The organism is Enterococcus sp. 3C7_DIV0644 (assembly GCF_002141235.1).
Classification (GTDB): domain Bacteria; phylum Bacillota; class Bacilli; order Lactobacillales; family Enterococcaceae; genus Enterococcus_D; species Enterococcus_D entomosocium.
On record NZ_NGLK01000001.1, the window covers coordinates 3,506,355 to 3,531,246 of the forward strand.

Sequence of the window (24,892 nt, forward strand, 5' to 3'; positions counted from 1 at the left end):
GCCCTTATCGGGCTGGGAGACAGTGTCAGATGGGCAGTTTGACTGGGGCGGTCGCCTCCTAAAAGGTAACGGAGGCGCCCAAAGGTTCCCTCAGAATGGTTGGAAATCATTCGAAGAGTGTAAAGGCAGAAGGGAGCTTGACTGCGAGAGCTACAACTCGAGCAGGGACGAAAGTCGGGCTTAGTGATCCGGTGGTTCCGCATGGAAGGGCCATCGCTCAACGGATAAAAGCTACCCTGGGGATAACAGGCTTATCTCCCCCAAGAGTCCACATCGACGGGGAGGTTTGGCACCTCGATGTCGGCTCGTCGCATCCTGGGGCTGTAGTCGGTCCCAAGGGTTGGGCTGTTCGCCCATTAAAGCGGCACGCGAGCTGGGTTCAGAACGTCGTGAGACAGTTCGGTCCCTATCCGTCGCGGGCGTTGGAAATTTGAGAGGAGCTGTCCTTAGTACGAGAGGACCGGGATGGACTTACCGCTGGTGTACCAGTTGTCTCGCCAGAGGCATCGCTGGGTAGCTATGTAGGGAAGGGATAAACGCTGAAAGCATCTAAGTGTGAAGCCCACCTCAAGATGAGATTTCCCATTTCTTTAAGAAAGTAAGATCCCTGAGAGATGATCAGGTAGATAGGTCAGAAGTGGAAGGCCAGTGATGGTTGGAGCGGACTGATACTAATCGATCGAGGACTTAACCAAAAAGAAAAAGCACGTAAACTCGTAGCGTTTTGATTTCTTCGATCCAGTTTTGAGTGAGCAACACTTACTCAATTGAATAGTGTGGTGGCGATAGCAAGAAGGATACACCTGTAACCATGCCGAACACAGAAGTTAAGCTTCTTAGCGCCGATTGTAGTGAAGGGTTTCCCTTTGTGAGAGTAGGACGTCGCCACGCAGTCAAACACATGTCTTCATTGACATGTGTTTTTTTGTTATTACAACGATGTATCATTTTACTAAAAACAATCACTTAAAATAACTTTTTATGGAAAAAAATGATACACTAGTAGTGAAGTATTTTTAGGAGGGATCATATGACTGACGATGCCAAAAAAGAACAAAATGTTGTTCAAGATCAAGACGTTGTTTCAGTTTCAACGAATGAAGAAGTATCCTTTGGCGATATAAAACAAGTGGCCTCAAAAAATATAGGTCAGATGCTGCAAGACCTGCAAGATTTTGAAGTCGCGATCGAAAAAGAGGATATTCCTGAAATTTATCGTATATATAATGGTCGATTACACAAACAGTTAAAAGAAACATCAAATCAAAATCATGAGATTGATGAATTGTTATCAAGGAAGTTCCACGATAACTTTACCCAAGCTTTCCCATTTATGATGCATTGTGCCAAAATATCTCCTACGGTGCATTACTATAAGTTAGGAACCTATTATCATGAGCGAGCGACGATTGGTATCGATGCGAGTATTCCCGAAATTTTTGTTATCCCTGAGATAGATGAAGAATGGGAAAAGTTCCAACGAGGCAATCGTGAGATGCTGACAGCAATCGAACAGCAGATGGACAAGCTGGAAGCCAAACGGATCACTGCGTTATCAGAAGTGAAGGAAATCCAAAATCAGATCGATAAACTTACGGAAGCCGAAAATGAATTGACGGAATCAAAGGGCTTTTTCAATCGGACAAAAATCGATGAAGAACTAGAGCGTTTGACTTCTGACCGGAAAGCTCTAGAAGCCAAACGTAGAGAATGGGAAAGATATTCAAATAATAATGAAGAAGTTTTTGCTGAAAAAGAACGCCTGCAGCAGCAATATCAAACATTGCGTTTAAAGAAAGCAATCGTAGAAAAAGAATTCCGACAAATTGATACTTTTTTTGGTTCTTTTGAAGAATTCAATACTAAATTATTGGCTTTCTTAGCTCAGTATACGGGAAAGGAGCTGATTGAAATTGACGAAAGAAACACAGAAAAATCCTCTTGAACCACAACTGATGGATCAGGAAGAGACTCTAGAAGTTCAACCAGAAGAAGTCAATGAGGTCGACGAAAATTCAGCAACCAATGCGTCTACCACAGTTGATGATCGCTCTTTAGTAGAAGACAATGTAGAGGATGATTCTTTCAAATTAGTGGAAGAGGAAGAGGAAGCGGAATATGAAGATGATTACTATGCTGTAAAAGCACAAGATCATCAGCGCATCGAGTCCCTTATTGAACAAGCCGAAAATGAACTAGCTGATTTAAAATTGCGAAAATCAATCATGGAGGCTGATTTCTCCGGGTTGCTCAACCATTATCGTCATTTGATCTTAACAGAACAAGAAATCTCTGTCATTGCAAAAAAAACCTTGCTTGAGTACTATGCCTATGAATTCTTGAAACCATTAAAAGTGATTCATTTAACAGCTACCGACAATTACGATACCTGGAAGACAAAGCACTTCAATGTCCGCTTTCGTTTAACAGAAACAAAAGAACTAGAGTTTAGTTTTAAGTTAAATCCGGTCAATTCAAGTTACCAATCAAACTATTTGCCGTTGTTGACAATCAATTCAAATTCCCAGTCGGTGGTGGTCAACGATGAACAGATTTTACATCTGATCAGTCAATGGCATGCCGATAATATTTTCTCAGTCAATCAACTTTCACTGTTTAATTACGATGTAAATTTGATACTGGCTCATTTAAAAGAATTGGATTTTACTGTCTCGCCAAGTTTGATCGACAATACCCAAACCTTAGCTGTCGATATGGAAACAGATTTTCCTGTTGCAGCGGAAGTCCTTGACCAAATTTTCATCATCACGATGGAGAATCAGTCGTATGATTTTATCACAGAAAACAAAGGCGAGATCCTTGTTCTGCTTGATAAAAATCAGCGTTTGACGATTCATTTGTACACAGAATCAACGTTACTCACGATTGACTCGGATCAATGGAAGCGATCTTTATTGGATTTCTTCACAAGTTATCCGTTTTTGGTTCCGCTTGTCGTTCAAGGTGAAGAATAAATGTTCTAAATTGGTTAAAAGTGCTAGAATGGTTTTTATAACTATTCAGCACTTTTTTTGGAAGGAGCAGTATGATGATAAATAAAGCACTAGGTTTTTATGAAGGACGATCTTTAGATGATCCAGAAGTATTTATTGAAAAGGAATTTCCAATGCCAACTTGTCAGGCAAACGATCTATTGGTGGAAGTGCAAGCTGTTTCTGTGAATCCAATTGACACGAAACGCCGCCAAACAACCACTTTAAGTGAGAAATTCCATATCCAGGGATATGATGCAGTAGGTATAGTACATGAAATCGGCTCAGCAGTTAATGGCTTTGCCGTTGGTGATCGGGTGTTTTATGCTGGAACCACACAACGACCTGGTGCGAATCAAAGGTTTCAAGTCGTTGATTTTCGAATCGCAGCAAAGGCGCCAGCCGGCTTTTCTGACGGTGATCTTGCAGCTATGCCATTAACGAGTATTACGGCATGGGAATTGCTTTTTGAAAAATTTGGGTATGTGCCTGAAGAGAACGCGAATGAAGGATCAATTTTATTGGTCAATGCCAGCGGTGGTGTTGGCTCGATTGCGGCGCAACTAGCAAAATGGGCAGGATTGACAGTCTATGGCACTGCGAGTCCTAAGAACGATCAGTGGCTTAAAGACAATCAAGTGGATCAGGTACTGAATCACCGCTTGCCGTTAGCTGAACAAATCACTGAACCTTTTTCAGCCGTTGCACTTTTTTATGACGCATCTGCCTATTTGCCACAATTAACAAAAGCAATCTTGCCATTTGGCAAAGTCGGAATGATCGTGAATACGAAAGAAGCGCTAGATTTAAATCCATTTAAAAACCTCGGCATCGATTTTTATTGGGAGTATATGTTCACAAAAACAGATGCTCAGTTGATGATTGAAACACAAGGGGGCATTTTGCAACGGATCGCCTCGTTGCTCGCTGACAAAAAGATCCATACGACTGCGGTCCAAACGTTTGATGGAGGAATTACCATCGAGACCTTAAAGCACGCTACAAAAGCGGTTGAGCAAGGAACGAAAGGAAAGACAGTGATCACTGGAGGCGTCCGCTAAATGGAAGAAGAGGAAGCGATGCTGTTTTGGGATGAATTCGCGCAAGAATATGCGCAAATTCAAAGAGAATCCCAATTGAAAATCGCCGAAGAGGCAGCAGCTTTTTTGGTGGAGCAGAAAGTGTTTCCGATATCGACCTTCGTTGACTTTGCTGCGGGCACTGGTCGCTACATTTCAGCTTTTTATCCTTTTGTAGATGAGTATTACGCAATTGATTTTTCAAAAGAAATGTTAAAAATCATCGAAGAAACGATGGAAGATCCGATGAGCAAGCTCCATCTGGTTCAGCAGAGCCAAAAAGACTTTTTATCTGCAGACCAGCACTGGCCCTGTATTTTTATGGCAATGAATCCAGCAGTCAGAGACAAAGAAACTTTGCTTCAGTTTCAAAGAAAGGCCCATCAATTAATTATTCTAAGAATGATCGCAGAAGAAGAGAACGTGTTTCAGCCTTATGAAAAAAATCATTCAGCGAAGAACGATCTGAACCTAAATACTTGTTACAAGAAGTGGTTTACAGAAGAAGCGATCGATTGGCAGAGTCGGCAATTCGAGTATATTTTGAAGGAAGAGATCGATCAAGAATTATTTCATCTTTATTTTGAGGAGGAGTATTCATTGGAACAGCGGCAAGAAATGGTTCAACATGTCTTTGGTGAGGCATTGGCTGTCGAAAGCCAAACGAAAATCACCTTTGAGCTTCTCTTAGCCTAGGAGAAATCACACAATAGACATCAAAAAACGAGATTCTGACATAAGATCAAGAAACAGGTACAGCAAGTAGGGTTCTGTTGACTGCTGACTGGAAACATCTTATGCTGGAATCTCGTTTTACAGTGAATTTACTACAATAAAAGGTAGACGATACTGCCTAATAACAGTAAAAAAACGACGTTAACGATAAAAAATAGCTTTTGAAACATTCCCGCTTCTTTGGGTCTGGCTTGTTTCAGTAATTTGTACCCAATCAAATTCGCCAAAGAAGCAATCAATGTACCCAAACCACCCACATTGACGCCCAAAAGAACGGCTTTTTCTAAATCGGTGAAAGGAGCAATCAAAATCGCTGCAGGAACGTTAGATATTCCTTGAGAGAGTAAAATACTACCTAAAAAAGCGCGATGTGTTTCTTGAAAATATGGTCGAATGTGATCGGTGACCAGAGGTTGGTCTTGAATATTCCCAACGATCAAGAAGAAGCAGAGGAAGGTAAGTAGTAACCGATAATCAACTTTTGCGAATAATCGTTTGTTGCTAAACCAAACCACGGCTGCGACGACGAGCACAGCGATTGAAATAGGTAGAACACTAAAAATACCAAGAATCATAAGGACAAATAATCCTGCATTGAGCAGCGCTGGCTTTTTTTCAAAGGGCTCTTCTTGCAGGGCGATTTCCAATGGAGTCTTTGGGATGAGCTGGATCGAAACAAGGAGTAATAGCAAAGAAAGTCCCACAAAGGTGCCGGTAGTCCACATGAATTGTGGCAGCGAAATCTGATAGTAAGAAAATAAAAATAGATTTTGCGGATTTCCAAATGGAAACAGGCTGCTTCCTAAATTGGCTGCCACGATCAAATAGACAGCGCCTAATAAGACACTGGTGCGCTGTTGTTCTTTCCTCGTTAAGAGTAAGTAGATGGGCAATAATGTTAAGATAGCCACGTCGTTTGTTAAAAACATCGAACTGAAGAAGCTTAGCAAGACGATTGAACGGATCAAGTCACGCAGATTGCGACTTTTTTCCACTAATTTTTGTCCAAATGCTCGTAAAAGACCAGCTTCTTCTAACCCATTGATTACTAACATCAACCCAAACAGTGATAAAATCACTTTAAAGTCAATAAATGACCAACGGAAGGTGCCGAAAAAACACGCAATGAGTGCTAGTAACAGGGAAATCGAAAATAATCGATCCGTTCGAAAAAATGCTAACATTCGTTTTCCCATAGTTCACCACCTTTCTTCTCAAGAATTTTACCATTCCCGCGCTTTAGGAACAATAAATAACGCTTTTTCTATATAACTCAAAGGCATTCAGGCAATTTTTATAGTTGACAAACGACCCATTAATTGGGAAATTAGTATGTGAAAGGTGAAGGAGGTTCAAAAATGAATGTTATGCAGCTGCTTGAAAAAAATCAGCAGGTTCATTTTCAAATTTTAGCTGTTTTTTTTCAGAACGGCTCAGAAATCTCTTACAAGAAACTTGCAAAAACATTATCCATTTCCGCACCCACTTTGCAAAAAGAACTTCAAAATCTTCATCAAAATTTAGTCGCTTTCCATGAGGATGCGGCGTTGACTTATTTAGAAAATGATCAAGTACAGTTAACACTTCCGCTTGATTTCTCACTAAAAAAATTCTTTTATGCGTATCTTTCAGAAGCAATCGATTTTCAGATATTGTCGTATTTGTTTTTTCATCGAGATGAGTCAACGACGAAAATGATGTTAGAACTGATGTTGAGTGAAGCTTCATTGTTTCGTCGATTCAAAGCCATCAATCAGTTATTGAAAGAATTCGACATCCAATTAAAAAATAAAAAATTGCTTGGGGATGAAAAACAGATTCGCTTTTTCTATTATCAGTTTTTTTCACAAAGTTATCCCAATGAAGAATTGATCGCTCGCTTGAATGCACCAGCCATCAACAATTTGATTCGAGTAATCGAAAAACAGCTACAGACAACGTTTAGTCAATCCGAACGCTGGAAAGTCGGGCTGTGGTTAGGTATTATGGAAGCCCGTTTTGATTATCGTGGCTCGCAGCAGCATGAAGCATCGTATCCATTGTTGAAGTCATTGGAAAATGAAGCGATGTTCCAGCTTTTGCGGAATATATTAGGACGCTATCTCAGTCGTTTTGCCGTATCCTGGAGCGATTATGAAACGGTTTATTTCTATTTATTTTTATTAGCTGAAGGCTTGATTCGCCCTTCACTGGATGACTCCTTGCAAAAATCACTTTTCTTCCAAGAGATCGATGCGTTAAATGGGGAGCTGCTGCAGGCAATTGGTGATAGTGAGAGAAAGACTACAGAAACTTCTACGGAATTATGCGTCTTCTTGACGAGTGTGACGATCCAAGCGTTGTATATTCATGGCGGCATTATTGCCTTTGCTGAATTTCAGCCGCAAAGTGTTGCGAATGAGAGCTTGATTGAAGTGGCACAGCAAGCAATCGAACAGTTGGAGAAAAACGTAAACCAGTCCTTTTCTCTTGAGAAAAAGCAGCATTTGACCAATGAATTGCTTTTGATCCGTCAATGGATTCAAGTAAAACAGGAAAAAGCATTTACGGTCGGCATTTTGTTGACTCAATCACGATTACGCAGTGGCTTTTTGCGGCGTTTTTTGATCAAAGAATTGGCTGGCTATCCGAATATTCATTTTGAGGGGACGAAGGAGAAGGATTATGATTTATTGATCGTTGACCATTCTGAGATCTCGGAAGGCTATCGTTATAAAAAACGATTGATTTTAACAGGTGGGGCAACCCCATTTGAAGAAGAGCGGCTTCATCAAATCGTGGATGAAATACGCAATGAGAACCTTGAAAGCGAGTTGGAAAAGATATGAGAATAGTGATTATTGGAGGCTCTCATGCAGGAATTGCTGCTGCCCGTCATTTAAAAAAAGTTGACCCAAAAGTCGATGTGATAATTATTGAAAAATCAAGCGTTCTGGGTTATGTTGCTAGCAGTTTGAATTTAGTGCTGGAAGGCTACATTCAACGATTGGAAGATTCCCGAACGGCAACTGCGAGTGAGCTTCTTTCTGAAGGAATCAATGTGATGTTAAACAGTGAAGTCACAAAAATCTTTCCGCAAGAACAAACGGTTCATTTTGTCACATCAACGGAATCTTATCAGCAAGAAGACGAAGTGAGTTATGATGGCTTGATTTTGGCGATGGGATCGAGTACTTTCCGTTCGGAGTTTGCCTCAGATGTCGAAGCACATATAACGACCTACAAAACCATTGGTCAATCAAAGCAAGCGTTAGAAAAAATCGAAAGTGCGCAAACCGTGGCGATCGTTGGGGCGGGTCTGATTGGGTTTGAATTGGCGGAATCTTTAAGTGGCCAGCAAAAAGCCGTTCATTTGATTGATCGAATGGATACCCTTTTGTTCCGTTATTTTGATCAAGAAATTGCTGAAATTTTGATGGCGCGCTTTCCAGAGAACTTACAAATCTATCTTAACAGCAATGTCGCCCATACGATCAAAGACGAGAAGGGTGAATATCAGGGAATCGAGCTTTCAAACGGAACCAAGATTCGAGCTGACGTGGTCGTTTATGCCGTAAATCCGCGACCGAATGTCGCATTGGTTGAAGACTTTTTAAAACTAAATCTCGATGGCACGGTATTTACAAATGAATATTTACAAACGTCTGACCCAGCGATTTATGCAATTGGTGACCTGGTTTCGATTCCTTTCAATCATTCGGATAGCTCTTTGTATATCCCTTTAGTGACTAATGCTTATCGGACGGGGATCGTTGCTGCCACCAATTTATTGGCAAATGAACGGGGAACGACGAAAATTCCTTTTCCAAATATGCAACGGACCGTCGTTAGTAAACTGTTTGGCTATTTCGTCAGCAGTTCAGGTATTAATGAGACCGAGGCACCGTATTACGGCTTTGAAGTAGATTCAGTGACGCAGACATTTCATTCTCGGACATTTTTCGCGACAGATGAGGATTTTGAAGTAACGTTAAAACTGATTTTTGATCAGCAAACGAAAGTGATTATGGGGGGACAAATCATTACGAGTGATCGTGGAAGTTTGGAGATCATCAATACGATCTCAACCTTGATCAATAGCAAGACGACCTTGCACCAACTAGCGACAATGGATTACTTTTTCAATCCAACCATTTCTTTCCCTTTGCACTTTTTGAATCAATTAGCCCTTGATGGCTTGTTAAAGTAAAATAATAACTCTTGATAAACCTGCGATGATCGTAGGTTTATTTTTTTTAATTACAGATAATCGGGAAAGACTATCGATTACAATCAGTGACTGGTATCGCGTATTGAAAACAGGTAGGCTTTTGTCGGAAATTGAATTCAACTGGTATCATGATTTTTTGGAAGAAGAAACTCAAAACGAAAACTATAAAACTCGTTCCACGACTAAACTGTTTTTACTCACAAATTCTTATCGATAGACGAATGGTGTTTAGGTGGAGGAGACGGCGCGTCATTTGCTTTTATCTGAAAAGTTACATCACCATTGCATCAGTAAGTGCTGGCTTTACAAGGGTTTCAATAGATGAAAATAATTGCAAATCTAAGTGATCTGTTATTGAATGATCCTCATAAAATGAATATAGTATGAGCGAGCATTTTATAATTAAAGCAATAAAATAGACAATATTGAGGTAAAAATAAGTTTTCTCGCAAGGATATAAGAGAAAAACATCACATAATCCTTTTCTTTACACACTCATTTTTTCGAAATTGCGATAGGAAAGGGATTTTTTTAAAAAAATTCTTGTGATTTTAAGTGAAATACGTTACCCTATTAAAGAGAGTGAGAATCATTCTCAATAAGGAGGGCGGGGCATGTTTAAAAAAATCGGATTACTGCTGATCTTTGTTCTTCTAGTGGGTTGCTCCTTGTTGGCAGGCACCCATGAATTGTCTTTATCAGGTTTACAGCAGGGTGATCCGAATCATTGGCTTGTTTTGGTAAAAGTTAGGCTTCCACGGACGATCAGTTTGATCATTGCAGGTGGGATCATTAGTATCTGTGGAAAAATTATGCAACACATGATGCAAAATAAATTTGTGGCCTCGGAGTCGATTGGACTGACGGATAGCGCCCGTTTAGGAATTTTGCTGGTTATGCTCTTTCTACCAAATGCCTCAAATTTGATTCGCACTACAGCAGCATTTGTGTTTGCCTACGCAGGTGTGTTGTTCTTTTTATTTTTAAGCCAATTTCTACCAAAGAAAGATCCAATGATGCTGCCTTTAACAGGGGTGATGTTCGGTAATATCATCGGCGCTATCAGTAGCTTCTTAGCCTATCGCTTCCAATTGGTTCAAAACGTTTCTTCTTGGCTGCAAGGAAATTTTGCCACCATTATAGTTGGACAGTATGAACTTTTGTATTTGACGATTCCCGTTTTCGGTCTATTGTATTTCTTGGCTTATGAGATCACGATCGCCGGTTTAGGAGAAAGTGCGGCTAAGAGTCTGGGAATCAATTACTTGTTCTTGCGTTTTGCTGTATTTGCGCTGGTGGCGTTTGCTAGCAGTATCGTTTTATTGACTGTGGGGCAAATTCCTTTTTTAGGGATCGTTATCCCAAATATGATCGGCATGGTTTTTGGGGATCATTTGAAAAACAATCTGCTTTTGATCAGCTTTGCCGGAAGCGCGTTCTTGCTATTGTGTGATGTATTGGCGAGAATCGTCATCGCACCTTATGAAATGCCAGTCAGTGTTGTTGCCGGCGTACTGGGTGGCTGCTGTTTCTTGATTTTGCTTCTGGGGAGGAAATTTCGATGAAGAAAAAACTCTTTCTTTTGTTGTTTCTGATCCTTTGTGCATGTGGTGCCTATCTGACCTATAACACCTATGGAAACTGGTCATTTGCTTTTGCATTAAGGGGACGCCGAATCTTGGCTTTTGCCTTAGTTGCAATCGCCATCTCCTTTAGTACCATCACCTTACAGACACTGACAAGCAATCGCTATCTGACCCCTGGAATTTTAGGCTTGGACCAACTGTATGTTCTTGTTCAAACCCTTTGTTTCTTTTTTATCGGCGGAATTCAGATGCTGAGCCAAGAAACAGCAACGATGTTTTTGTTTTCTGTCGGCTTAACTGCCGTTCTAGGTAGCTTCTTAATTGGTTTTTTCTATCAAAAAGCAGTCGCTGGGTTGTTTTTGTTATTGATGGCAGGGATGGTCTGTGGCACGATGTTCGGTAGTCTCAGCACCTTTCTGCAAGTGTTGATGGATCCAAATGAATATGATTTACTACAAGGTCGTTTGTTTGCCAGCTTTGGCAATATCAATACCCAGCATCTACTGATTGCTGCCGCGATCATTTTGCTAGGGAGTATCTGTCTGGTTCTGCTGATTCCAGAATTGAATTTGCTCCATTTAGGAAGTGGGCAAGCCAAAAGTTTAGGTGTATCTGTTCAATGGCTTCATAAAGGTGTCTTATTTTTGATTGCTTTACTGACAGGCACCGCCACTGCTTTAGTTGGTCCAGCAGTTTTTCTAGGCTTTGTGGTGGCAACGATCACCTATCAGCTTTTCCCAACTTATCGTCACGGCTGGTTGTTTTTCGGTGGGAGTTTGATTGGTTTTCTCCTGTTGGTAGGAGGTCAATTCCTAGTGGAACAGGTCTTTCAATGGCAAACGACCATCGGCACCGTGATCCAATTATTAGGCGGTATCTTCTTTATAAGCAAATTGCTGCTGGAAAGGAAAAAATCATGATCGAAACCAAAAATGTATCCAAGAATTATGCAAAAACACAAGTTTTGACGGAATGTTCCATAGCGTTGCCGGAACAGAAAATGATTGCCTTCATCGGGCCCAATGGTGCCGGAAAAAGTACCTTGCTTTCTTTAGTCAGTCGGATGTTGGATCAACGCACCGGTGATATTTATCTGGATGGAACGGAGATTCGTCAATGGAAGTCCAAAGAGCTAGCAAAAAAAATGGCTTTTTTGCAGCAAAGCAATCGCTATGCCGTCAATCTGACTGTAAGAGAACTGGTGGCATTTGGTCGCTATCCGTATAACCGGGGGCGACAATCGGCAGCAGATGATGGGATCATTGATGACGCTTTGTCTAAGTTATCTCTAACCGAATATAGTGATCAATCGATTCATGAACTTTCTGGTGGTCAGTTACAACGAGTTTACTTGGCGATGATTTTAGCCCAAGATACAGATTATCTACTCTTGGACGAACCGTTAAACAATTTAGATTTAAAACACGCCAACCAGCTGATGAAGCTATTGACAACCTTGGTGGAAGACTATCAGAAAACTGTTGTGATCGTTTTGCACGACATTAATTTTGCAGCACGGTATGCCGATCACATCGTCGCGATGAAAGATGGTCAGATTTTTAAAGCGGCTGACACAGAGGCAGTGATTCAAGAACAACTATTAGAATCATTGTATGAGATTCCAATCAAACTGGTACAAGTGGATGGGCGGCAATTTTGCTACACCTTCCAATAAAAAATATGTTTCAAAGGAGGAAAAAATGAAAAAAATAGCAGTAAGTTTTATGAGTATTTTCGTATTAGCGGGGTTGACCGCTTGCGGCTCGAATAATACAGGGACAACAGATTCAACGGGTGCAGCTCAAACCCAAGTAGAAGAAAGTACACAAACGCCGACAGAAGTCGAGATTACGGACAGCAATGGGACTGTCACTGTTCCTTATGCGCCGGAAAAAGTTGTTGTCTTTGACAACAGTGCATTAGATACGATGGATGCACTTGGCCTTGGGGATCGAATCGTTGCTGCCGCAACCAGCAATTTGCCAGATTATTTATCAGCGTATGCGGATGTTGAATCAGCAGGGGGAATCAAAGAGCCTGATTTAGAAAAAATCAATCAACTGCAGCCAGACCTAATCATTATTTCTGGTCGACAACGTGATTTCCAAGAGGAATTGTCTGCAATCGCGCCAACCGTTTTCTTAAGCGTTGACAATAGTGATACTTGGGCATCGATCGAAGCCAACATTACGACCATTGGTCAAATTTTTGGTAAGGAAGAGGAAGCGCAAGAACAACTAGCATCGTTACAAGGTCAGATTGATACCTTGAAGGAGCAAGCGCAAAATGCTGACGAGAAAGCCTTGGTTGTTATGGTAAATGAAGGCAATCTTTCTGCTTTTGGTCCAGGTTCTCGTTACAGTATCTTGTATGACACGTTTGGTTTCCCAGCAGTAGATGAGGAATTAGAGGCGTCGACACATGGACAAAGTATTTCTTATGAGTACTTGCTTGAAAAAAATCCTGATGTCATTTTCGTGATCGATCGGACAAAAGCGATCGGTGGCAATGAAAGCGAAAGTGAATTTGTTGCAAATGAAATTGTTCAAGAAACAAATGCAGGGCAAAACGATCAAGTGATTGAATTGGATGCTGCGGTTTGGTATTTAGCTGGTTCCGGATTGGAGTCGATCCAATTGATGATGGATGATGTCAAGCCAGCCGTTGAATAAATAGGTGAAAAAAATTAAGTAATAAGGGACACGCTTATCAGTTTACTGAGAAAGCGTGTCTTTTTATTCAAACTGTTTCTAGGACCTGCGACTGATTTTTGACAAGTTATCCAGCTTTACTTTACCTGTCGTAGTAATTGATTTATAATTAGTACGACAGATGAAGTAATTTAGGAGGCGATTGCGTGATCTCGAGTGACGGAATTCGCGGCTATAACGACGCAATCATTTTATCCATTCTTTCGAAAGAAGACTCTTATGGATATGAAATATCCAAGCGTATTCGTGAAGGAACAGATGCTTTATATGTGATCAAAGAAACGACGTTGTATTCCGCTTTTACTCGGTTAGAAAAACAAGGATTGATCCGTTCGTATCCCGGAGAAGTGACACATGGCAAAAAGCGGACCTATTACCAGATAACTGCAGACGGAAAAGCAAGCCTTTCGGAGAAACTATTGGAGTGGCAGCAGACGAAGATCGTCGTTGACCAGTTCTTACAAGGAGGAGACAAATGAAAACCATTCATGACTATCTAGACAGCTTATTTTTATCAGTACCCATCACACCGGAAACGAAGAAGGCAAAAGAAGATCTTTTAGCGATTATGGAAGACCATTACTTGGAACTGATTCACCAAGGGAAAAGTGAGCATGAAGCCATCGGTGCGGTGATCAGCGAGTTTGGTTCGGTGGATGAACTGCTGCAAGAGTTAGATGTTTCAAAAGAAGAAGAGCCGATTGATGATTGGTCCGATGCCATCACAGAAGACGATGCGTTTGATTATTGGGGAACTGTGCGGCACTTTGCTTTTTCGTTGTCGATAGGAATCGGCTTTTGTATCGCCTCCCTAGCAGCCCTAATGCTCTTTGTTAGTGTTTATGCTGAGACCTTTGGAATAATGGTGATGTTTCTTTTCATCGCCATCGGGGTTGGTTTTATCATCTCTAGCAGTTTGCACTTTTCCGGTGCTCGTAAGCAGTTAGATGATCGACCAATCAAAAGGGATGCCAAACGAGAAGCCGCTCAGCAACTAGCAAATTATGAAAAAAGTTTTCGTATTGGTCTTGTTTTAGGAATTGGTGCCTGTATTTTATCAATTGCGCCTGTACTTTTAAGTGAATTGTTTTATTATTCTGTTGAGTTTGGTATTTCCTTGTTTTTCTTGACAGTTGCAGTGGGTGTGTTCTTTATTATTTATGTAAGTATTATTCGTACAGGCTTTGCGAAGCTGGCAACTGAGACGTATTTTATTCGTGACGAAGAGAATCTTGGTGATCGAGCAACACGTCATAAATATGGCGAATCCGCTGGTAGAGTTACCTTTTTTCGAACAGTCTACTGGCCAGTGATTTTGGTCGTTTATATGCTTTGGTCCTTCATGTTTCATGCATGGGCATACTCTTGGGTCATTTTTGTGATTGGTGGTGTCTTAGAGGACTACTTTATCGGTCAGACAAAAGCCAAAAAATAAGAGATGTTTCAACCGAGAGTGGTTTCTTTACTTTTAAAAAAAGGAAGACTATAATACGGCTTGTAACTGAACCAAGCAAAAAGAACAGCGAGAAATAAGATCCTCTCAATGCTTTTTCAAAAGTTCAGAATACAAGAAAAGAGGCAATGGATATGTTAGAAATTCATTATCTGAAAAATGGTAGCAAAGAAATAACAACAATTGAATCCCCAGAGCGCTTTCTCGCAAGTCAATACTTGGAAGTTCCACCTTTTCAAGATCATTACCCAGTCGAAGAAGTTTTTCTAGACGGCAAGCGGATTACATTGAAGGAGCGAACGATCGGTGGATTGTTCAACTATTTCAATACTAAATAAAAAAATTGTCTTTTTTTATGACTCACTTTCCATTGTGAGGAATCATAGGAAGAGGCAATCTTTTTTTGTTTAATTGAGAATAAGAGATGTAATTGAGAATCTAACAGGTAGGAACTTTGCTTAGAAATGATTAGCCAAACTTATTACTATACTCCATTTGCTTTCGATAAAAAATAAATATGCTCATTTCTGAGGATGATAACATTTTTTTTGACTATTTCTGAATAAACTATTGCATTTTGTAGTTAGATATACTAATAATTAATAGAGATTATTCTCAAATAATTATTCTAATTGGAGGAAATGATATGTCATTAATTGGAAAAGAGATTGGTTCATTCGAAGCGAAAGCTTACCACAATGGAAAATTTATCGATGTTTCATCAGAAGATTTTAAAGGAAAATGGAACGTTGTTTGTTTTTATCCTGCAGATTTCTCATTTGTTTGTCCGACAGAACTTGAGGATTTGCAAGACCAATATGCATCATTAAAAGAATTAGGCGCAGAAGTTTATTCTGTATCAACTGACACCCACTACACACATAAAGCGTGGCATGACCACTCTGATGCCATCAATAAAATCGAATATATCATGATTGCTGATCCTTCTCATGTGATCTCAGAAATCTTTGATGTATTAGACGAAGCATCAGGTTTGTCTCAACGTGGTACATTTATCATCGATCCGGATGGTGTGGTACAAACGGTTGAAATCAATGCGGATGGTATCGGTCGTGATGCTAGTGGTTTGATCGATAAAATCCGTGCCGCACAATATGTCCGTACCCATCCAGGTGAAGTATGTCCTGCAAAATGGAAAGAAGGCGAAGAAACTTTAACGCCAAGCTTAGACCTTGTAGGCAAGATTTAGGAGGCTCTCATGGCATTAGATAAGGCAATCAAAGACCAACTGACGCAATATCTAGCGATGCTAGAATCAGAGGTTGTTTTTGCGGCGACTTTAGGTGAGGATGATTCTTCAACGAAAGTACGTGAATTCTTAGAAGAAATCGCAGAAATGTCGTCAAAAATCACGATTCAAGCTGTAGCAAGTGAACGGACACCAAGCTTTTCGATCAATCGTCCCGGTGAAGAAAGCGGCATCGCTTTTGCTGGTTTACCGTTAGGACATGAGTTCACTTCATTTATTTTAGCGTTGCTTCAAGTAAGCGGTCGTCCGCCGAAAATTGATGAAGCACTACAAAAGCGTATCAAAGCGATCGATAAGCCATTACATTTTGAAACCTATGTCAGTTTGACCTGCCATAACTGTCCTGATGTTGTTCAAGCGATAAATATCATGGCAGTGCTAAATCCTTCCATCAGCCACACCATGATTGAAGGTGGGATGTTCAAAGAAGAAATTGACAAGAAAAAAATTATGGCTGTGCCAACCGTCTTTTTAGACGGTGAAGAATTTGCAAGCGGCCGACAAACGATCGAGCAGTTGTTGGAAAAAGCAGCTGGTCCGACGAGTAAAGATGACTTTGCTGAAAAAGAGCTTTTCGATGTATTAGTTGTCGGTGGCGGACCTGCAGGCGGAAGCGCAGCGATTTATGCAGCGCGTAAAGGTATCAATACTGGGATGGTCGTCGAAACAATGGGTGGACAAGTAATGGAAACCCTGGGGATCGAAAATATGATCGGTACCCCTTATACCGAAGGTCCAAAATTAATGCGTCAGGTAGAAGAGCATATCAACGAATACAATGTAGACGTGATGAAAGGTCAGCGTGCGAAAGATATTCGCCGCAATGACGTCATCGAAGTTGAATTAGAAAATGGTGCAGTATTAAAAACCAAAACGGCCATTTTAGCAACTGGCGCTCGCTGGCGCAACATCAATGTTCCGGGAGAAAAAGAATTCAAAAATAAAGGTGTTGCCTATTGTCCGCATTGTGACGGTCCGTTATTTGCTGGGAAAGAAGTTGCCGTCATTGGTGGCGGAAACTCTGGGATCGAAGCAGCAATCGATTTAGCTGGCATGGCGAAACATGTCTATGTTCTTGAATTTTTACCAGAACTAAAAGCGGACCTTGTGCTACAAAACCGTTTGAACACGTTAGATAATGTGACTGTTATTACGAATGCGGCAACGAAGGAAATTGTTGGATCCGATCATGTCGAACAATTGACCTACGTTGATCGTGAAACGAATGGTGAATTCACTTTAGCTGTGGAGGGTGTCTTCATTTTGATTGGCTTGATGCCGAATACTGAATGGTTAAAAGATCGTGTCGTCTTAAATGAACGCAATGAGATCGTGGTGGACAAACATGGCGCAACCAACATTGAAGGGGTCTTTGCAGCGGGAGATTGTACCGATAGTGTATACAAACAGATCATCACTTCAATGGGTTCAGGTGCCACTGCTGCATTAGGTGCGTTTGATTACCTGATTCGCTCGTAAGTAGGTAAGTAGCTTATTATTTGATCTAGATCAGAAACGTCTCAGGAGCTTCTAGCAGCTTCTGAGACGTTTTTTCTTTGAGGGGAAGGAGATTTGAAGGAAGTTGACAGAAGGACAGTTTCTATATTACAATGAAAAAAACTCGTTCAAAAAAGAAAGAGGTATATTAATGAGTGTCGTAGGTATCTAATCAGCTAATTAAAACAAATAAGCAAAAACAGACTGTTTATTTGTTGTGCCTGTAGATACCGATAAAAATCGTTATTGATGAATCAGGTGATGGGAGACTTTCGCTTTTTTTGTACACTTTTTTGGACGGGGATGTTACCGGGATCCTCAGGCACAAGAAAGGATCACTCATGAAGATACCTCAAGCAACTGAATTTGAACAAATTAAAGAACAAGTAAGTAAAAAAATAATCAGCGATTATGGTAAAGCACGTTTTGCCAATGAAAAACCAGCAGCTACGATCCATTCCGCCCAAAAACGAGTGTCTGAGACAACTGAAGCGATGGCGCTATTAGACGCCGGACGTCAAGTCCCTTTCATGGGGCTGCAGCATGTCTTACATCATACGGAGAAGATTGAAAAAGGCTTTGTATTGGAGCCGCAGGAATTGATTGAATACGGAGACTTTTTACGGTCTTTTCGAATCATCCGTCAATTGTTTGAAAAAAATCAATCAATTGCCCAAAGATTGCATCACTATGCTCAGGGGTTGGCCGACTTTTCTGAAATCGCCGAAATGATTTTCCAAAAAATTCGCAATGGTCAGGTAGATAGTAACGCCAGCCGAGAATTACGGAAAATTCGTGGCACAATCGAGAAATATGAGGCCGATTTAAAAAAAGTTTTTGCAAAGTTTTTTAAAGAAAGTCGCTATCTGCAAGAAAACCGTGTGATCAAAAAGAACGACCGTTATACGCTGCCGGTACGTGCTGAATTTCAACAGCAAATTAAAGGGACGATCATCGAACGTTCTAATAAACGCGCGACTGTTTTTATTGAACCAGAGGCAGCTGCCCGTCTGAATGATCGATTGATTTTGGCACAGGCGGAAGAAACGGCCGCCCAATACCAAGTTTTATCAGAATTGACCGGGGCAATCGCCGAACAAATGAATGCAGTATTTGCCTGTCTTGATATTTTAGTGGTACTAGATATTATTTTTGCTCGTGGAAAGTATTGTCGGGAAATCAATGGTCAACCGATAGCAATTACTGAAGAAGAAGTTTTGCTTCTTGATCAAGTCCGGCATCCTTTACTGGGCACTGATGCTGTTCCTCTATCTTTAAAACTAGGAGAAGAGAACCGATGTATGGTCATCACAGGTCCGAATGCTGGTGGTAAGACGGTTGTCTTAAAAACCGTCGGACTCGTTTGTGCGATGGCACATTACGGCTTGTTTCCAGCGCATAATGGCAACAGCAGCGTGCCGTTTTTAAAAAGTCTTTGGATGGATATCGGGGATCAGCAAAGTCTAGAAAATTCTTTAAGTACCTTTTCTGGACACATGTCGAATATTGCACAGATCATGACGAATGCCAGCCGGAACAGTATCGTTTTGTTAGATGAAATTGGCAGCGGGACTGAACCAAATGAAGGGGCAGCTTTAGCGATCGCCATTATGGAATCGATCTATCGATCGGGGGCGTTAATGATCGCCACGACTCATTATGGTGAAATCAAGCAGTTTGCTCTTGATCACCAAGATTTTGAAACAGCGGCGATGGCTTTTGATGCCAAGACCCTGACGCCGAAATACCGCTTGTTGACCAATGCGGTCGGTGAAAGTAATGCGTTTTGGATCGCCGAAAAAATGGCGATTCCTGCTGAGGTCGTGCAAACGGCAAAGGACTATTTAAAGAATAAATCTTATTCTTTTGAGAAGCAGCCTTTTGAGACATCCAGAAAACGAACCGATCCTCAGGAAACAAAGTCTGAGCACATTTTTCAAAAGGGAGACCAGGTCTTTTCAGCAGAGCATGAAAAACGGGGAGTTTTTTATGAATACTTGGAACAGGGACAAGCGAAGATTTATATTGAGAAACAATGTTTCGTTGTTGCTGCTCGGCGATTGCAACTGCTCACCAAACGAGAAGCACTCTATCCAGCCGGCTATGATCTAGATCAATTATTTTCCGATTTTGACCAACGTAAATTTACCCGAGATATTGAACGTGGGTCTAAAAAAGCGCAAAAGCAGTTACGAAAAGCAGCGCAAGAGCGTCAGGCCAAACGATCATTGGATTGATCGGCACAGATATATTTAGAGCGGGAGTATAAAATCAAGAAAGCAGCTCTTTTTCGAGTTTTAGAAAAAGAGCTGTCTTTTTTTGAAAATGACCGTTTTTTAATAACGTGTATGATCGAAGGGAATCCAGTGATGGTCGAATGATTTCCATTGATTTTTCTTTAAATATCGGAAATTACTCGAAATATCTAAATTCTTTAAGAAAAGTTAAAGAAAAATAAAAATAACAAAGAATGGGTTGTATCTTTATACGAGGAAGGGTACCATTCATAGTGGATTGAAAATAACATATAACCTTGTTAGGTGAGGCTCCTATACAAACATAAGCTATTGCGCAGAAACGTCGAAAGACGCCAATGTGTAAAACAGGAATTGTCGGATTAAGGCTTTTCATAAAATAGCTAAGAAAGGGAACAACTTTCTTTACGTTGTATAGTGCTAAAACTCGGACGATGAGATTGCTAGCAAAGTCTGACGTCCTAAGAGAAGTGAGACTTTTTTGCTTTTCTCTTTGATGGATGACTAAGCTCAAAGGGCATAATAACTGGTACCGTCTGAACACCTACTCCAAGGCAAGAGGAGTGGAAGCAATGATAGAAAAAAAGAAGATCGATTGGCTGCTGATCATAGCTTATTTGCTATTGAGCCTTATCGGTCTTTTAATGATTTATAGTGCAAGTTCTTATCGTTTATTAACGAGAGATCAGCCGCCAGCAAGCTTATTTATGCGTCAGCTTGTCTTTCTGTTACTCAGCTGGGTGCTCCTTTTCATTATTCAGCGAACACGGCGTGAGATTCTGCTCAGTAAATATTTAGCGATCGGTCTGTTGGCATTTGGCGTCTTTACTTTACTATTGGCACGTTTGCCGTTTTTCGGTGTTTCTGTCAATGGAGCGCAACGATGGGTCTCGATTGTAGGGATACAATTTCAGCCCTCAGAGATCGTGAATGTGGGCATGGTCTTATACCTTGCTCATTACTTTCAATCAGCAAAAACTACCTTGCAGGAAATGAAACGTCCGCTTTTCGTTTTATTTTTGTGCTGTGTGTTGATCCTCATTCAACCAAAAGTAGCCGGCGTGATGATTTTACTTTTCTTGGCTTTTATCATGATTACCACGGTTCAGGTACCCGTTAAACTCACGGCTCTTTTGTTTGGCGGGTTATTAATCAGTCTGTTCTTGGTTGCTATGTTGATCCTCTTTTTAGGAAACAATGATTTATTGCCCCACATGTTTATGCATGTGTATAACCGAATTCGATTAGTGGGAGATCCATTTTCCGACCCATATAATCAAGGATTCCAAATGATCCATTCCTACTATGCTTTGTTCAATGGTGGTCTTACGGGCCTTGGTTTAGGAAATAGCATCACCAAGAAAGGCTTTTTACCAGTAGCAGAGACTGATTTTATTTTCTCCGTTTTAGTAGAGGAATTAGGGTTGATTTTCGGCATTTTTGTCATCGCTTTATTATTCGTAATCATTTTACGTCTGTTTATACGATCAGCGGCAATCGCAAATCCTCAGATTGGCTTAATATTATTGGGAACCAGCACGTTGCTGTTATTACAAACAAGTATCAATATTGCCAGTATTTTAGGGTTGATGCCGATGACGGGGGTACCTTTGCCATTCATTAGTTATGGTGGCTCCAGTTACTTTATTCTTTCATTTGCCTTCAGTTTATGCCTGAAACTAGAACGAGAGGAGGGTATACTTAATGAAGTTCCTCAAACGACATGAAGCAAACTATGCTTTATTGCTGCCGATTTTCCTGCTGTTTTTGTTAAGTATCTGGGTACAACATCAGGCTTCTGTGATGGATGGCAATGATCCTTCAGGGATTGTTTTTCGGCAGATCCTCTTTTGTATCCTTTCGGCGATTGCTCTTTTTGTAACGAGTTTGATTCCTACGAATTTACTCCTCCGCTTTTCTGGTCTTTTGTACTTACTATCACTTGGTTTGATGGCCTCTCTTCATTGGTTTTACGATCAAACGATGTTTGAACAAACGCACACCAAACGGTGGATCAGATTTGGTGCGTTTACGATTCAGCCTTCTGAGTTTATGAAAGTGGCCTTTATGCTCTTTATGGTCTATCTCACTTTAGTCTATGAGAAACGTAAAGCAGAACGAACAATCAAATCCGATTTGATCTATGTTACTAAGATCCTGCTATACAGCTTACCCACATTTTTATTGATGTTTATGCAGCGGGACTTTGGAACGAGTTTGGTGTTTATCGTGATGTTAGGTGCCTTATTCATCATTTCCGGTGTTCATTGGAAAATACTGACCGTCGTGATCGGTTTGATTGCCGCTCTTGGTGCTATTTTGTTGCTACTCGTATTCACGGAATGGGGCAATCGTGTGTTGTTTCGCCTTCACTTTTCACAATATCAATTGGATCGGGTGAGAGCCTGGGCAGATCCACTCGCGTACCAAGATTCCATCGCTTTCCAACAAGTCCGCAGTATGTGGGCGATTGGTTCTGGCGGCTTATTGGGGGCACCTGATACCCATACAACGGTGTATGTGCCGGTTCGGGAGTCAGATATGATCTTTACAGTCATTGGAGAAACGTATGGCTTTTTAGGAAGTACTTTAGTCATCTTCCTTTATTTCTATCTGATCTATCAAATCATTTTTGCTGCTTTAAAAACAAATAACAAAGCATCGGTCTATATTGCGATTACCTATGTGTTTGGTTTGGTTTTTCAAATTTTTGAAAACATCGGAGCGGCGATCGGTTTGCTGCCTTTAACCGGCATTCCCTTACCATTCTTAAGTCAAGGAGGAACCTCTCTGATTGCGATCAGCATTGCTATGGGAATTATCTTTGGGTTAGACAAATTTCCGATAAAAGCCAAAAATAGGTCGTATACATTAAAAGAAAGTAGGGGCTTAACATGAGTAAAACAGCAAAAAAAGGAGTGATAGGCGGAATACTCTGCAGCTGTTTTGCATGGCTGTTTTTCCTCGTTGCATTAGAACCACGCTGGTTCCAAAGTATTGACAACCTTTTTTCCCAGTTGCCTCAATGGCGGACACCTGCTGTGGAATCGCTTTTTCTCCCACTTGCCAGTACGGCCACGATCATTCCCATAGCTTTCGTTCATTTCCTGTTAGCAAGTTTTTTATTTATGCGCAAGCAGCGGTTAGAAAGTCTTTGGTTGATGGGGAATATGATTGTGATCAGTGGTGTTGGTCAAGTGATCAAGAAAGTAGTTGATCGACCGAGACCGGATTTTGCTGACAGTATGGAACGGGCATCAGCAAGTTTTCCGAGTGGACATACATTATTAGCGACCACGTTGATTATTTCTCTCCTCTTTTTCTTGGGGCAAACAGTTCCTGCCAAAAGAGGCAAGCGTCACTTTATCCAAAACATGGCCCTATTTCTAGGATTGATCTATTTGTTGCTGATTATGATGAGTCGGTTGCTATTTGGGGTTCACTATCCCAGCGACTTGCTAGCAAGTATTTTATTGGCAAGTGGGATCAGTTATATCACCTATGCTTTCGTCTTTTCAATCAAAAAATATGTACTTAGGGGGAGATAAATTGAGTACAGCAAAAAAACTAATAATCATTTTCCTGATATTGCTGACCGGAATTATCTCAGCAGGAACTGTCTATGCGGTTAGGGTGTATTTTCAAGTAGAGGATGTTGCCCACTCGATCCATCGTCCAATCGAAGGACGAGAAGAGGCGGAAGTCATCGAAAATGCCGAGCCTCTAAGCCTTCTTTTGTTAGGGATCGCCAATGACTCTCGTCGCAAAACCGATTTTCGCGCCAACACCATCATGGTAGCAACGTTGAACCCTGCCACAAGAAAAACCACCCTCACGAGTATTCCTAGAGATGCTTATGTGGAAATCGTGGGACAAGGGTACCATGATAAAATCAATCATGCCCATTCTTTTGGTGGGGCAAAGATGATGATTGAAACCGTCGAACAATATCTTGATATACCGATCCATCATTATTTCTCCTTAAACATGGATGGGATGGCAGATCTTGTTGATGCAATTGGTGGCATCACGGTTGAAAATGAATTTGCTTTTACTGCTGAGAAAATCGATTACCCAGAGGGGATCCTCGATTTAGATGGCTGGGAGGCGCTTCAGTATACTCGTATGCGAAAGGATGATCCAGAAGGTGACTATGGCCGTCAGCGCCGTCAGAGAGAAGTGACTGAGATTCTGGCAAAAGAGTTAGTTTCACTTTCCAGCGTGATGCGGATTCAGGATCTGCTAACGATCATTGGAGAAAATGGCGAAACCGATCTAACTTTTTCGCAAATGAGTCAATTATTTATCCAATATCAATCAGCATTAGGGACTGTCGAGTCTTACCAAATGGCTGGCAGTGGGTTCACCGGCGATGGCTTCAGAGGAGAATATGGAATTTCCTATCAAGAAGTAACGCCTGAAGAGCAACAGACGACGAGCCAACGTTTAAAAAATGAGTTATTGATTGATTAACGTCCTGGCTTAGAAACAGAACCAGTTCAATTTTGTTCTTCAAGTATTTCGTAATTAGAGTTGACAGCCGCTTTTCCTCAGGATACTCTTTAGTCAAGCAATGCATTACGGCTTAATAACAAGAGTTTGTTTGGAAAAGAGCTGTCAACTCTATTTCTATTGTTCCACCCTGTCGCTAAGTTTTTACAAGGAGGAAAAGTATGAAGATCGTCTTTAAAGACCAATTACCATCTGATTCAAATCAAGTACTCGCTTTGTATGAGGGAGTTGGCTGGAGCGCCTATACTAAAGATCCCGAGCGTCTTTTAAAAGCGTTAGCCCACTCAGAGGTGATCACGGCCTATGTTGAAGAGCAGCTAGTGGGGCTTATCCGTTGCATAACCGATGGACAAACCATTCTTTATATTCAAGATCTATTAGTAGCATCTGAGTTTCAAGGTCAAAAAATTGGTCAGCGATTACTCAAAAAAATGCTGGCGAATCATCCATCAATACGGCAAAAGGTTTTGATTACGGACAACACAGAAAAAACGCGTCATTTTTATGAGGCGTGTGGCTTTTCCTCTGTGGAAGAGCAGCAAATTGCCGCATTTATCTATTCAGCAAAAAGCGAATAAGGAATAAGAAAAT

At 40.9% G+C, this 24,892-nt stretch carries 22 protein-coding genes, 1 rRNA gene, 1 riboswitch and 3 other annotated features; of the genes, 22 read left to right on the forward strand and 1 reads right to left on the reverse strand.

Features of this window, described 5'->3' with window-relative positions:
• Positions 1-53: 53 nt before the first annotated feature.
• Positions 54-222 (forward strand) — a sequence feature (23S ribosomal RNA rRNA prediction is too short).
• 19 nt (positions 223-241) lie between these two features.
• Positions 242-401 (forward strand) — a sequence feature (23S ribosomal RNA rRNA prediction is too short).
• 19 nt (positions 402-420) lie between these two features.
• Positions 421-683 (forward strand) — a sequence feature (23S ribosomal RNA rRNA prediction is too short).
• A gap of 92 nt (positions 684-775) precedes the next feature.
• The 5 genes from rrf to A5877_RS16570 all read left to right on the forward strand — a co-directional run bounded on the left by rrf (position 776) and on the right by A5877_RS16570 (position 4,768).
• A 5S ribosomal RNA gene (rrf, locus tag A5877_RS16550) occupies positions 776-891 on the forward strand.
• Positions 892-1,030: 139 nt separating this feature from the next.
• Positions 1,031-1,945 (forward strand): hypothetical protein, encoded by a 915-nt coding sequence (locus tag A5877_RS16555; protein WP_008381990.1) that lies wholly within the window; start codon positions 1,031-1,033, stop codon positions 1,943-1,945.
• A complete protein-coding gene (locus A5877_RS16560) occupies positions 1,914-2,975 on the forward strand; it encodes a hypothetical protein (protein WP_008381988.1) in 1,062 nt (353 codons plus the stop codon). The genes A5877_RS16555 and A5877_RS16560 overlap by 32 nt, the downstream gene beginning before the upstream one ends.
• 71 nt (positions 2,976-3,046) lie before the next feature.
• On the forward strand, positions 3,047-4,054 hold the full coding sequence (locus A5877_RS16565) for a zinc-binding alcohol dehydrogenase family protein (RefSeq protein WP_016619978.1): 1,008 nt from the start codon (positions 3,047-3,049) through the stop codon (positions 4,052-4,054).
• Positions 4,055-4,768, forward strand: coding sequence for a class I SAM-dependent methyltransferase (locus A5877_RS16570; RefSeq protein WP_086317361.1), 714 nt, complete (start codon positions 4,055-4,057; stop codon positions 4,766-4,768).
• A 131-nt stretch (positions 4,769-4,899) separates the two neighbouring features.
• Here the strand turns inward: A5877_RS16570 and A5877_RS16575 are convergent, their stop codons facing one another.
• Entirely contained in the window at positions 4,900-6,003 is a 1,104-nt protein-coding gene (locus tag A5877_RS16575; protein ID WP_086317363.1) for an SLC13 family permease, read from the reverse strand.
• Positions 6,004-6,165: 162 nt separating this feature from the next.
• Here A5877_RS16575 and A5877_RS16580 point away from each other — a divergent pair, with 162 nt between their 5' ends.
• From A5877_RS16580 to A5877_RS16660, 17 genes are all read left to right on the forward strand, one after another.
• On the forward strand, positions 6,166-7,635 hold the full coding sequence (locus A5877_RS16580; RefSeq protein WP_008381983.1) for a helix-turn-helix domain-containing protein: 1,470 nt from the start codon (positions 6,166-6,168) through the stop codon (positions 7,633-7,635).
• A complete protein-coding gene (locus A5877_RS16585; protein WP_061054071.1) occupies positions 7,632-8,996 on the forward strand; it encodes an FAD-dependent oxidoreductase in 1,365 nt (454 codons plus the stop codon). Before A5877_RS16580 ends, A5877_RS16585 begins: the two co-directional genes overlap by 4 nt.
• A 635-nt stretch (positions 8,997-9,631) precedes the next feature.
• On the forward strand, positions 9,632-10,582 hold the full coding sequence (locus A5877_RS16590; RefSeq protein ID WP_086317365.1) for an ABC transporter permease: 951 nt from the start codon (positions 9,632-9,634) through the stop codon (positions 10,580-10,582).
• Positions 10,579-11,523 (forward strand): iron chelate uptake ABC transporter family permease subunit, encoded by a 945-nt coding sequence (locus A5877_RS16595; RefSeq protein WP_086317367.1) that lies wholly within the window; start codon positions 10,579-10,581, stop codon positions 11,521-11,523. The genes A5877_RS16590 and A5877_RS16595 overlap by 4 nt, the downstream gene beginning before the upstream one ends.
• Positions 11,520-12,278, forward strand: a complete 759-nt coding sequence (locus A5877_RS16600; RefSeq protein WP_008381979.1) for an ABC transporter ATP-binding protein — start codon at positions 11,520-11,522, stop codon at positions 12,276-12,278. The genes A5877_RS16595 and A5877_RS16600 overlap by 4 nt, the downstream gene beginning before the upstream one ends.
• Positions 12,279-12,303: 25 nt before the next feature.
• Complete coding sequence (locus A5877_RS16605) at positions 12,304-13,275, forward strand: siderophore ABC transporter substrate-binding protein (protein WP_086317369.1); 972 nt, start codon at positions 12,304-12,306, stop codon at positions 13,273-13,275.
• Positions 13,276-13,460: 185 nt separating this feature from the next.
• A complete protein-coding gene (locus A5877_RS16610; RefSeq protein ID WP_016612097.1) occupies positions 13,461-13,793 on the forward strand; it encodes a PadR family transcriptional regulator in 333 nt (110 codons plus the stop codon).
• Positions 13,790-14,749 carry a permease prefix domain 1-containing protein gene (locus tag A5877_RS16615; RefSeq protein WP_008381974.1) on the forward strand — a complete coding sequence of 320 codons (960 nt, stop codon included), beginning with the start codon at positions 13,790-13,792 and terminating at the stop codon, positions 14,747-14,749. Before A5877_RS16610 ends, A5877_RS16615 begins: the two co-directional genes overlap by 4 nt.
• A gap of 152 nt (positions 14,750-14,901) precedes the next feature.
• Positions 14,902-15,105 (forward strand): hypothetical protein, encoded by a 204-nt coding sequence (locus A5877_RS16620; RefSeq protein WP_008381972.1) that lies wholly within the window; start codon positions 14,902-14,904, stop codon positions 15,103-15,105.
• A 308-nt stretch (positions 15,106-15,413) separates the two neighbouring features.
• Complete coding sequence (gene ahpC, locus A5877_RS16625; protein WP_005226227.1) at positions 15,414-15,977, forward strand: alkyl hydroperoxide reductase subunit C; 564 nt, start codon at positions 15,414-15,416, stop codon at positions 15,975-15,977.
• Positions 15,978-15,986: 9 nt separating this feature from the next.
• A complete protein-coding gene (gene ahpF, locus A5877_RS16630; RefSeq protein WP_086317371.1) occupies positions 15,987-17,516 on the forward strand; it encodes an alkyl hydroperoxide reductase subunit F in 1,530 nt (509 codons plus the stop codon).
• Positions 17,517-17,875: 359 nt separating this feature from the next.
• Complete coding sequence (locus A5877_RS16635; protein WP_086317373.1) at positions 17,876-19,771, forward strand: mannonate oxidoreductase; 1,896 nt, start codon at positions 17,876-17,878, stop codon at positions 19,769-19,771.
• 288 nt (positions 19,772-20,059) lie between these two features.
• A riboswitch (M-box (ykoK) riboswitch) is annotated at positions 20,060-20,235 on the forward strand.
• Between the two features lie 126 nt (positions 20,236-20,361).
• Positions 20,362-21,516 carry an FtsW/RodA/SpoVE family cell cycle protein gene (locus A5877_RS16640; protein ID WP_008381965.1) on the forward strand — a complete coding sequence of 385 codons (1,155 nt, stop codon included), beginning with the start codon at positions 20,362-20,364 and terminating at the stop codon, positions 21,514-21,516.
• Positions 21,494-22,687: an FtsW/RodA/SpoVE family cell cycle protein gene (locus tag A5877_RS16645; protein WP_008381962.1), complete on the forward strand. Its 1,194-nt coding sequence runs from the start codon at positions 21,494-21,496 to the stop codon at positions 22,685-22,687. Before A5877_RS16640 ends, A5877_RS16645 begins: the two co-directional genes overlap by 23 nt.
• Positions 22,684-23,337 (forward strand): phosphatase PAP2 family protein, encoded by a 654-nt coding sequence (locus A5877_RS16650; RefSeq protein WP_086299476.1) that lies wholly within the window; start codon positions 22,684-22,686, stop codon positions 23,335-23,337. Before A5877_RS16645 ends, A5877_RS16650 begins: the two co-directional genes overlap by 4 nt.
• Before the next feature lies 1 nt (position 23,338).
• Entirely contained in the window at positions 23,339-24,262 is a 924-nt protein-coding gene (locus tag A5877_RS16655) for an LCP family protein (protein ID WP_008381960.1), read from the forward strand.
• 200 nt (positions 24,263-24,462) lie between these two features.
• Complete coding sequence (locus A5877_RS16660; RefSeq protein WP_005236183.1) at positions 24,463-24,879, forward strand: GNAT family N-acetyltransferase; 417 nt, start codon at positions 24,463-24,465, stop codon at positions 24,877-24,879.
• Positions 24,880-24,892: the final 13 nt, after the last annotated feature.

Bases quoted from the DNA above. Each gene is read 5' to 3' on its own strand.
- A5877_RS16555 (WP_008381990.1), top strand. From the start codon at position 1,031: ATGACTGACGATGCCAAAAAAGAACAAAATGTTGTTCAAGATCAAGAC.
- A5877_RS16565 (WP_016619978.1), top strand. From the start codon at position 3,047: ATGATGATAAATAAAGCACTAGGTTTTTATGAAGGACGATCTTTAGAT.
- A5877_RS16570 (WP_086317361.1), top strand. From the start codon at position 4,055: ATGGAAGAAGAGGAAGCGATGCTGTTTTGGGATGAATTCGCGCAAGAA.
- A5877_RS16575 (WP_086317363.1), bottom strand. From the start codon at position 6,003: ATGGGAAAACGAATGTTAGCATTTTTTCGAACGGATCGATTATTTTCG.
- A5877_RS16580 (WP_008381983.1), top strand. From the start codon at position 6,166: ATGAATGTTATGCAGCTGCTTGAAAAAAATCAGCAGGTTCATTTTCAA.
- A5877_RS16585 (WP_061054071.1), top strand. From the start codon at position 7,632: ATGAGAATAGTGATTATTGGAGGCTCTCATGCAGGAATTGCTGCTGCC.
- A5877_RS16590 (WP_086317365.1), top strand. From the start codon at position 9,632: ATGTTTAAAAAAATCGGATTACTGCTGATCTTTGTTCTTCTAGTGGGT.
- A5877_RS16595 (WP_086317367.1), top strand. From the start codon at position 10,579: ATGAAGAAAAAACTCTTTCTTTTGTTGTTTCTGATCCTTTGTGCATGT.
- A5877_RS16600 (WP_008381979.1), top strand. From the start codon at position 11,520: ATGATCGAAACCAAAAATGTATCCAAGAATTATGCAAAAACACAAGTT.
- A5877_RS16605 (WP_086317369.1), top strand. From the start codon at position 12,304: ATGAAAAAAATAGCAGTAAGTTTTATGAGTATTTTCGTATTAGCGGGG.
- A5877_RS16615 (WP_008381974.1), top strand. From the start codon at position 13,790: ATGAAAACCATTCATGACTATCTAGACAGCTTATTTTTATCAGTACCC.
- A5877_RS16620 (WP_008381972.1), top strand. From the start codon at position 14,902: ATGTTAGAAATTCATTATCTGAAAAATGGTAGCAAAGAAATAACAACA.
- ahpC (WP_005226227.1), top strand. From the start codon at position 15,414: ATGTCATTAATTGGAAAAGAGATTGGTTCATTCGAAGCGAAAGCTTAC.
- ahpF (WP_086317371.1), top strand. From the start codon at position 15,987: ATGGCATTAGATAAGGCAATCAAAGACCAACTGACGCAATATCTAGCG.
- A5877_RS16635 (WP_086317373.1), top strand. From the start codon at position 17,876: ATGAAGATACCTCAAGCAACTGAATTTGAACAAATTAAAGAACAAGTA.
- A5877_RS16640 (WP_008381965.1), top strand. From the start codon at position 20,362: ATGATAGAAAAAAAGAAGATCGATTGGCTGCTGATCATAGCTTATTTG.
- A5877_RS16645 (WP_008381962.1), top strand. From the start codon at position 21,494: ATGAAGTTCCTCAAACGACATGAAGCAAACTATGCTTTATTGCTGCCG.
- A5877_RS16650 (WP_086299476.1), top strand. From the start codon at position 22,684: ATGAGTAAAACAGCAAAAAAAGGAGTGATAGGCGGAATACTCTGCAGC.
- A5877_RS16660 (WP_005236183.1), top strand. From the start codon at position 24,463: ATGAAGATCGTCTTTAAAGACCAATTACCATCTGATTCAAATCAAGTA.